This is a genomic window from Aeromonas sp. R2-3, from assembly GCF_040908375.1.
GTDB classification, from domain to species: Bacteria; Pseudomonadota; Gammaproteobacteria; order Enterobacterales; family Aeromonadaceae; genus Aeromonas; species Aeromonas veronii.
Genome location: NZ_JBFODP010000018.1, coordinates 45,842 through 54,509 on the forward strand (window position 1 = coordinate 45,842; position 8,668 = coordinate 54,509).

The 8,668-nt window shown below is 59.0% G+C and carries 8 protein-coding genes; 5 read left to right on the plus strand and 3 right to left on the minus strand.

What is annotated here, in order from left to right:
* Positions 1–69 precede the first annotated feature (69 nt).
* The gene (gene pdxJ / locus AB5Z02_RS08310; protein ID WP_005335389.1) at positions 70–807 is read left to right on the plus strand and encodes a pyridoxine 5'-phosphate synthase; all 738 of its coding nucleotides are present in this window, start codon (positions 70–72) and stop codon (positions 805–807) included.
* Between the two features lie 203 nt (positions 808–1,010).
* Positions 1,011–1,766, plus strand: coding sequence for a 3'(2'),5'-bisphosphate nucleotidase CysQ (cysQ, locus tag AB5Z02_RS08315; RefSeq protein WP_368215848.1), 756 nt, complete (start codon positions 1,011–1,013; stop codon positions 1,764–1,766).
* 78 nt (positions 1,767–1,844) lie between these two features.
* On the opposite strand, the gene AB5Z02_RS08320 is transcribed toward cysQ, so the two are convergent.
* From AB5Z02_RS08320 to AB5Z02_RS08330, 3 genes are all read right to left on the minus strand, one after another.
* Positions 1,845–2,141: a YciI family protein gene (locus tag AB5Z02_RS08320; RefSeq protein ID WP_047436050.1), complete on the minus strand. Its 297-nt coding sequence runs from the start codon at positions 2,139–2,141 to the stop codon at positions 1,845–1,847.
* A 24-nt stretch (positions 2,142–2,165) separates the two neighbouring features.
* Positions 2,166–2,729 carry a septation protein A gene (locus tag AB5Z02_RS08325; protein WP_201944400.1) on the minus strand — a complete coding sequence of 188 codons (564 nt, stop codon included), beginning with the start codon at positions 2,727–2,729 and terminating at the stop codon, positions 2,166–2,168.
* 90 nt (positions 2,730–2,819) lie between these two features.
* The gene (locus tag AB5Z02_RS08330) at positions 2,820–4,343 is read right to left on the minus strand and encodes an aminotransferase class V-fold PLP-dependent enzyme (protein ID WP_201944401.1); all 1,524 of its coding nucleotides are present in this window, start codon (positions 4,341–4,343) and stop codon (positions 2,820–2,822) included.
* A gap of 175 nt (positions 4,344–4,518) precedes the next feature.
* On the opposite strand from AB5Z02_RS08330, the gene AB5Z02_RS08335 reads away from it, so the two are divergent.
* The 3 genes from AB5Z02_RS08335 to AB5Z02_RS08345 form a co-directional block, all read left to right on the plus strand.
* Positions 4,519–5,154 carry a hemolysin III family protein gene (locus AB5Z02_RS08335; RefSeq protein ID WP_263084564.1) on the plus strand — a complete coding sequence of 212 codons (636 nt, stop codon included), beginning with the start codon at positions 4,519–4,521 and terminating at the stop codon, positions 5,152–5,154.
* A gap of 127 nt (positions 5,155–5,281) precedes the next feature.
* On the plus strand, positions 5,282–6,943 hold the full coding sequence (locus AB5Z02_RS08340) for a putative transporter (RefSeq protein WP_005335335.1): 1,662 nt from the start codon (positions 5,282–5,284) through the stop codon (positions 6,941–6,943).
* 231 nt (positions 6,944–7,174) lie between these two features.
* A partial coding sequence (locus tag AB5Z02_RS08345) for a retention module-containing protein (protein ID WP_368215846.1) occupies positions 7,175–8,668 on the plus strand: 1,494 nt, incomplete at its 3' end.

Genomic DNA, 8,668 nt, shown 5'->3' on the forward strand with positions numbered 1-8,668 from the left:
TACGGATATTGGCGCGGTGTGATTCGCTGACCGCGCAGTCAACAGATGAAGCCTTTCAAGGAGTTCTCAATGAGTGAAATCTATCTGGGTGTGAACATCGACCATATCGCGACTCTGCGCAACGCCCGTGGCACCCAGTATCCGGATCCGGTACAGGCCGCGTTCGTGGCCGAGCAGGCTGGGGCCGATGGCATTACCGTGCATCTGCGGGAAGATCGCCGCCATATCACCGACCGCGATGTGGAGATCCTGCGCCAGACTATCCAGACCAGAATGAACCTGGAGATGGCAGTGACAGAAGAGATGATCGGCATCGCCTGCCGCATCAAGCCACACTTCGTCTGTCTGGTGCCGGAGAAGCGCACCGAGGTGACCACTGAAGGCGGTCTGGACGTGGCCGGTCAGCTGGACAAGGTGACTGATGCCGTTGCCCGTCTCTCCGCGGTGGGGGCGCAGGTATCCCTCTTTATCGATGCCGACCCAATCCAGATCGATGCAGCTGCCGAGAGTGGTGCCCCCTTTATCGAGATCCACACTGGCCGTTACGCCGATGCCACCACAGATGCCGAGCGCAACGCCGAGTTCAAGCGCATCGCCGCCGGTGCCTCCTATGCCGCTGGCAAGGGGCTCAAGGTCAATGCCGGCCATGGCCTACACTACCACAACGTCAAGGCCATCGCCGCCATCCCCGAGCTCTATGAGCTCAATATCGGCCACGCCATCATCGGCCGCGCCGCCTTCGATGGTCTGGCCAAAGCCGTGAGCGATATGCGCCTGCTGATGCAGGAAGCCCGTCAGGGGATCTGAGTTGCAAAATAGGCCCGCGGCCTGAGACCGGCCGCTAGAAATAACAAGGGACGCCGCGGCGTCCTTTGTTATTTCAGGCCCTGTTCAAGCGAGGGCGGCACCCGCGCAGTAATAACCCAGCACAATCGGCTATAAGCAGTTGATGTCAAAAGGGTTACACTGGTTGACCCTGTAAGCTGGACGAGATTGTTATGGATCATCCCTTGTACCACCCCGATATCACCGACCTTGAACCTGTCGCCCGCGCGGCGGGAGCGGCCATCATGGCCATCTACAGCCAGCCCTTCGCGGTGGAGTACAAGAGCGACGAGAGCCCGCTCACGGCGGCCGACAAGGGGGCTCATGAGGTGATCGTTCTGGGGTTGGCACGACTGACTCCCGACATCCCTGTATTGTCCGAGGAGTCTGGGTCCGAGGTGATGGCGGCGCGCCACGGCTGGTCCCGCTACTGGCTGGTGGATCCCCTCGACGGAACCAAGGAGTTTGTCTCCCGCAACGGCGAGTTCACCGTCAATATCGCGCTGATTGAAGAGGGGGCGCCGCGCTGGGGGCTGGTCTATGCCCCAGTGCTGGACAAGCTCTGGTATGGCGGAAAGGGGCTCGGTGCCTGGCGCATCGCCGATGGCAAGCGCGAGTCCATCCAGACCCGGGCTCATCGTGAAGGCGAGGCGTGGCGAGTGGTGGGCAGTCGCAACCACCTGTCGCAGGCGACCCTCGATTTCTTGGCACCTTTTGGCGAGATCGAGCTGGTCTCTATGGGCAGCTCCCTCAAGTTCTGCATCATCGCCGAGGGGGGCGCCGAGCTCTATCCGCGCCTCGCCCCCACCTGCGAGTGGGATACCGGCGCGGCGCAGGCTGTGCTGGAGGGGGCCGGTGGCAGCGTCACCCAGCTCGATGGCTCACCCCTTGCCTACAACAAGCCCGATATCCTCAATCCCTGGTTTGTCGCCAAGGCATAAACGAGATATCGGGATGCAAAAAGGCCGGACTGGAATGAACTTCCAGTCCGGCCTTTTTATTTAGCTATGCGCTTTGGGTCAGAAGACTTTCTTGAACGGCTTGATGGTCACTTTGGCATAGACGCCAGCTGCCACATAGGGATCGGCATCGGCCCAGGCTTTGGCATCCGCTTGCGAGGCAAACTCGGCGATGACGGTGCTGCCGGTAAAGCCTGCATCGGCCGGATCCTCGGCATCGATGGCCGGGTTGGGACCGGCGGTCAGCAGGCGACCTTCATCCTGCAGGGCTTGCAGGCGAGCCAGATGGGCAGGGCGAACCTGCTTGCGCAGTGGCAGGCTATCGGGGACATCTTCGGAGTAGATGAGATACCACATGAGAGGATCCTTTTCTGATGAGGGTTACTTTTTGGGTTCGTCTTTTTGCTGGGACAACTGCTCGGCAGGGATGTGGCGGTAGAGGTAGACGCCGCTCAGCAGGGTAAAGACCAGCGTCATCCCCAGCAGGCCGAACACCTTGAAGTTGACCCACATCTCCTGCGGCATGTTGAATGCCACGTAGAGGTTGAGCAGGCCACAGACGGTAAAGAAGCCGACCCAGCCGAGATTGACCTTGTCCCAGACTGCATCGGGTGCCAGCAGCTCCTTGGCCAGCATCTGTTTGATCAGATTCTTGCCAAAGCCGTAGCGGCTGATGAGCAGACCCAGTGCGAACAGTACGTTGATGACAGTCACTTTCCACTTGATGAAGGTGTCATCGTGGAAGAAGACGGTGAGGCCGCCAAAGAAGCCGACCAGCAGGAAGGTAAAGAGCTGCATCTTCTCGACTTTGCGATAGCGGATCCAGCTATAGGCGAGCTGCAGACCGGTGACCACTACCAGTGCGCCGGTAGCCATGTAGATGTCGTAGAACTTGTAGACCGCGAAGAAAACGATAAGTGGAATAAATTCAATAAATTGCTTCATTGTTGGCGCCTAGTCCTCAAAAATGGCCTGCAAATTTCGCCCAGTCTACCTGCATGGCGGACAACGGCAAATGAATAAGACCGCTCATTTTTACGCCGGTTCCGCGCTGTCGCCAAACAGTTGGCGTGCAATGGAGATCCCCAGTCGCTGCTGATCGGCCAGCAGGTCGCGGATATGGCGCTCTTCAATCAGAGGGTTGAGCAGCACGGCGCGCAGCAGGGTGAGCGGTTGGGCACCGTAGCGTACCACCGCTCGTTGGGTGCGGGAGACAAAGCTGTGCCCCTCGGCCCGCTGGGCTTTTTGCAGTGCCACGTTGAAGTCGTTGATCTGTGCATTGGCCGCTTCATCCAGCACCTTGCCCTGCAGGTGGGGTGGAATGCAGCGGTAGGAGAGCAGGTTCATCACCGGTGCCGACATCAGCTCGAAGGCGGGGTCACTTTCGATGAGATCTGCCATCAGCCGGGCGCGGTCGTAGTTGGCTTCGATAAGCTCGGCATAGCCTTGCTGGCCGAAGAGCTGGAAGGCGGCATCCAGATAGAGGGCATTGGCCGGGCGGGTGCCCTCCAGGGTAAAGCGGCCCTGATCGAATGAGGTGGCGCGAATAGCGTAGGGTGCCTCCCGCTTGACCGCCATCATCATGTCGGGCTGGCGGCAGAGCAGCATGCCGGTACCGAGTGGCACCAGCAGCTGTTTGTGGCCATCCAGAGTGACGGTATCTGCGCGCTCGATCCCGGCCAGCAGGTTTTGATAGCGGGGGGAGAAGAGGGTCGGGCCTCCCCAGGCGGCATCCACGTGGAAGTGGATCTGCTCGCGCTCGGCGATGGCGGCCAGCTCCGGCAGGGGGTCGATGGAGCCAAAGTCGGTACTGCCTGCCACGCCGACCAATGCCAGCACTTTCAATTTCTGTTCCTTGCACTGGAGCAGCGCCCGCTCCAACGCAGCCAGACTGAGCCGGTTCTGCTCGTCGGTCTCGAGGCGCCAGACGCTGCGAGCGTCCAGTCCCAGCAGATCCATCCCCTTGTCGAAGGAGTAGTGCATCAGACGGGAGCCCAGAATGACGGCGCCCCGATAGCCCTGCTCATAGAGGGCGAACAGGTTATCGCCACAGGCGCGGTTGCGAGCCAGCCACAGTGCCGTGACGTTGGCGATGGTGCCGCCGCTGGTCATGACACCGAGAGCGGCATCCTTGGCATGCATCTGCTCGCCGTAGAAGGCATCGTCCCTGCCATAGATGAGGCGGTGCAGCTTGCCCAGCACCTCCCGCTCCAGAAAGCTGAGCAGGCGGGAGGACTCCATCTTCATCGGATTCTGGTTGAGCATCACCAGCAGGCGCGACAGCTCGGCGGTATAGGCCGGCAGTGGCGCCGTCATATGGCCCATGTAGCGTGGCGAGGTGAGGTGCGAGGCGCCGGGTACCAGAGTAGCCAGCCGGGCGAGATAGGCCTCGGTCGAGCAGCCGCAGGTGGGCATGCGGGATTGATCGAGCTGGTGGGTGAACAGGTCGCGCTGATAGGGGGCCTGACTGTCGTCGGAGTGGTGGAAGCTCTCCAGCAAGGTGTTCATCGCCTCGCCAAAGGCGGGATGCGCTTGTGCAAACAGCTCAGTCAACTTCATCAGGTTCTCCAGACCAGGTCACCGGTGTTAGTGTCTATGCCGCTTGTCTCGGGCATCGGCGGCAGAGCATACACCAAAGGTTGGCAGGTGACAGCCACTCCATTTTTTAAGCGAACACTTGTACTCTGAAATGGCGCTGGGTAGAGTGAGCCACAGTTATGGTGGAGTCGATGTTATGAGTGGTGTGATGGATTACTCCCCCCGGGAGGAGCTGGCAAACCGGCTGAGTCACGGTGCGGGATTGTTGCTGGGGATTGTCGGGCTGGTGTTGTTGCTCATCAAGGGATGGGGGCAGGGCATGCAGGCGCTGGTGAGTTACAGCCTTTATGGTGGCAGTCTGGTGCTGCTCTATCTCGCCTCGACCCTCTATCACAGCATGGGGTCAGGGCGAGCCCGACGTTGGTGCAAGGTGTTTGATCACTGCGCCATCTATCTGCTGATTGCCGGCACCTATACCCCCTTCCTGCTGGTGGCGCTCGACACGCCGCTGGCGAAGGGGTTGATGGTGGTGATCTGGGCCCTGGCGCTGGCTGGCGTGGTGTTCAAGCTGGTGTTTATCAACCGCTTCAAGAAGTTGTCGCTCTTTACCTACCTGATGTTGGGCTGGCTGTCGCTGGTGGTCATCTATCAGCTCTATATCCATCTGGCTGGTGAGGGGCTGCTGCTGCTCGGGCTCGGTGGCCTTATCTACAGCCTCGGGGTCATCTTCTATGTGGCCAAGCAGATCCCCTATAACCACGCCATCTGGCATCTCTTTGTGCTGGGTGGCAGCGTTTGTCACTTTATGGCCATTTACGGCTACGTCGCCTAACGTCTTGCAACTAGCCCTTAATTGGTATTTTTAGCGCGTAAAAGGATAAATTCGTGCGGTATCACACAGTTGGCATCAGCGTTTGCTGACAAGCTAGGGCCAGTTCAATTCGCAAAGGATGCACGAAATGAGTGAAATCGCGCTTTCCATCAGCATGTTGTCGCTGGTGGCAGTGCTAGGACTCTGGCTGGGAAACTGGCGAGTCTATGGCGTTGGCTTGGGAATAGGGGGGGTGCTGTTCGGCGGCATCATAGTGGGTCACTTTGCAGGCGCCTCCGATCTCGCGCTGGATGCACAAACGCTTCACTTTATTCAAGAATTTGGCCTGATCCTGTTTGTCTATACCATCGGCATCCAGGTTGGGCCGGGTTTCTTCTCGTCATTGCGCAGTTCGGGTCTCAAACTCAACGCCTTTGCCGCTTTGCTGGTCATCCTTGGCTGCGTGGTGGCCGCTGGCTTGCATCAATTTTTCGATGTGCCGTTGCCGGTCATTCTGGGGGTCTTCTCCGGTGCCGTCACCAATACGCCATCCCTCGGTGCGGGCCAGCAGATCCTGGCCGAGCTGGGCGCCGCGCCCGGTTCTACCGGCCTGATGGGGATGGGATATGCGGTTGCCTATCCGTTTGGTATCTGTGGCATTTTGCTCACCATGTGGCTGGTTAGGGTCTTCTTTCGCATCAAGATCGACGATGAAGCTGCCCAGTTCGAGCTACAAACCGGTAAAACCAAGGAGAGCTTGCAGACCATCAACATCGCGGTGCGCAACCCCAATATGCACGGCCTGATGCTGAGCGAGATCCCGAGTCTCGACGAGTCTGATGTCATCTGTTCACGGCTCAAACGGGGCGACGAGCTGATGGTGCCACGGCCGGAATCCCGTATCGAATTGGGTGACTTGCTGCACCTGGTCGGAGAGCGTCACGCGCTGCACAAGGTGTTGCTGGTATTGGGGGAGGAGGTGGAGACCTCGCTCTCGACCCGTGGCACCGATCTGCGCGTCGAGCGGGTAGTGGTGACCAACGAACAGGTTCTTGGCAAGAAGATCCGCGATCTCGATATCAAACAGCGTTATGACGTGGTGATCTCCCGCCTCAACCGGGCCGGTATCGAGCTGGTACCGACCAGTCAGACCAGTCTGCAGTTTGGCGACATCCTCAACCTGGTGGGTCGTCTCGATGCCATCGAGGCCGTGACCAATGTGGTCGGCAACGTGCAGCAAAAACTGCAACAGGTGCAGATGTTGCCGGTATTTATCGGGATTGGCCTAGGCGTATTGCTCGGCTCCATCCCCTTCTACCTGCCCGGCTTCCCGGCCGCTCTCAAATTGGGTCTGGCGGGTGGGCCGCTGGTGGTGGCGCTGATCCTGTCGCGGATCGGCAGCATCGGCAAGCTCTACTGGTTCATGCCACCCAGCGCCAACCTGGCGCTGCGGGAGATCGGGATCGTGCTGTTTCTGGCGGTGGTCGGCTTCAAGTCCGGTGCCGGCTTCGTCGATACCCTGATCAACGGTGATGGCCCAGCCTGGATGCTCTACGGTATGGCGATTACCCTGATCCCGCTGCTGGTAGTCGGTGTGCTGGCGCGCCTCTACGGCAAGATGAACTATCTGACCCTGTGCGGCTTGCTGGCCGGCTCCATGACAGATCCTCCCGCGCTGGCCTTTGCCAACGCCATGCACCCGACCAGTGGCGCCAGTGCGCTCTCATACGCCACTGTCTACCCGCTGGTTATGTTCCTGCGGATCATCTCGCCACAGCTGCTGGCTATCATCCTCTGGGCGGGGGCCTAGGGTTAATCCTGACGGGAGCATGCTTTGTCATGCTCCCGTTATCATTCTGTAATTTATTGATAATTTTGGTTTTTGCCATTCTCGCAACCTCGTTTTATACACTTCTGTCTGGCTGAACAGTTCAGCCTCAAATCGGTCTATCCTTTCGAATTTTCGAGCTGGTTATTTTTTCCCTCAGTCTGCAAAGTAGGCTGTGGCTTATTGCATTCAAATCAGGATTCAGGAGAGAACATGATCACCAATGCCGTTACCTTGGAACAGGGCGTAACCGTAACCCAACTTAAAGGACAAATTTATCTGGTTGCCGCAGATGGCAGCCGGAAGCTGTTGGCTGAAGGTGATGTGCTGCCGAAAGGGGCGGTGATCATGTCGCCGGATGGCGCCAGTTTCATGGGCGGCGGACAGTCATTCAATGTGCAACCAGCCAGCGAGCAGAGTGAGCCTGCCGAAGAGGGAGATGCTCCCCAGCTGGCGCAAAACGGCGCTGCAGGTACTCCTGATGATATCAATGCCCTGCAACAGGCCATTTTGGGTGGCGCTGACCCGACCCAGGCCTTTGAAGCCTCTGCTGCTGGCGGTGCACCTGCCGCCGGTGGTGGCGGTATTGGGGGCGTCGCCGGTGCCAGTGGCAACGGCGGTTTTGTCACCATCGACCGTACCGGTTCCGCAACCATTGCTGAAGCCACCTTCGATACCACCTACAACGCCAATGGTGAGCCACCGTTGGGTGCTGCTGGCGAGGATGAAGTATTTGACCTTACGCCTCCTACCATTTCCGTTGTTGCGCCAGATAACACCAATGACACCACTCCGACCCTGACTGGAACCACGGATGCTCCCGTTGGCAGCATCGTCACCCTTCTGGTCACTGATGCAAACGGTAATCAACAAACCCTGACCACTACCGTCACACCCGCTGGCACCTTCACCGTGGATGTGGTGACCCCCTTGGCCGAAGGCTCTTATACAGTCACCGCCACAGTGACCGATCCTGCGGGGAATACAGGTAGTGCGACTGATTCAGGGAGTGTGGATGTAACGGCTCCAGCGATCACCGTCGATGCGCCTGACAATACCAATGACACCACACCGACTATCACTGGTACTAGCAATGCGGTTCCAGGCAGCACGGTCACTCTTGTGGTGACCGATGCCAATGGCACTCAGCAAACCCTGACTACCACCGTGCAACCGGGTGGTGGTTACAGCGTGGATGTCACCACTCCGTTGGCGGAAGGCAGCTATCAAGTAACGGCCAGCGTCACCGATCCGGCCGGCAACACCGGCACCGCGACCGACGATGGCAGCGTGGACATTGATGAGTCGGTCGATGCGGTGAACGACCAGTACGAGGTCAACGAAGATGGTTCGGTGAGCCTGGATCTGCTGGCCAACGACAATGCTCCGGATGGCGGGCTGAAGATTGTTTCCATCAACGGCGTCATGCTGACGGGCGGTGCGCAGAGCATCGCGGTCAAGGACGGTGTTGTGGAGATTGCGGCCGATGGCAGCATGACCTTCAAGCCGAACGAGAACTTCAACGGCGATATCAGTTTTGACTATGTGGCCGAAGACGTTGACGGCGATACCGACAGTGCCAAGGTGAACATTAGCGTCAAGCCGGTGAACGACGCGCCCACCATCGACGTGGTCGCCAAGAGCTTCGTCGAGAACAGCGCCAAGGCCGGCGATGTGGCGGCAACCTACACCACCCGGGATGAAGAC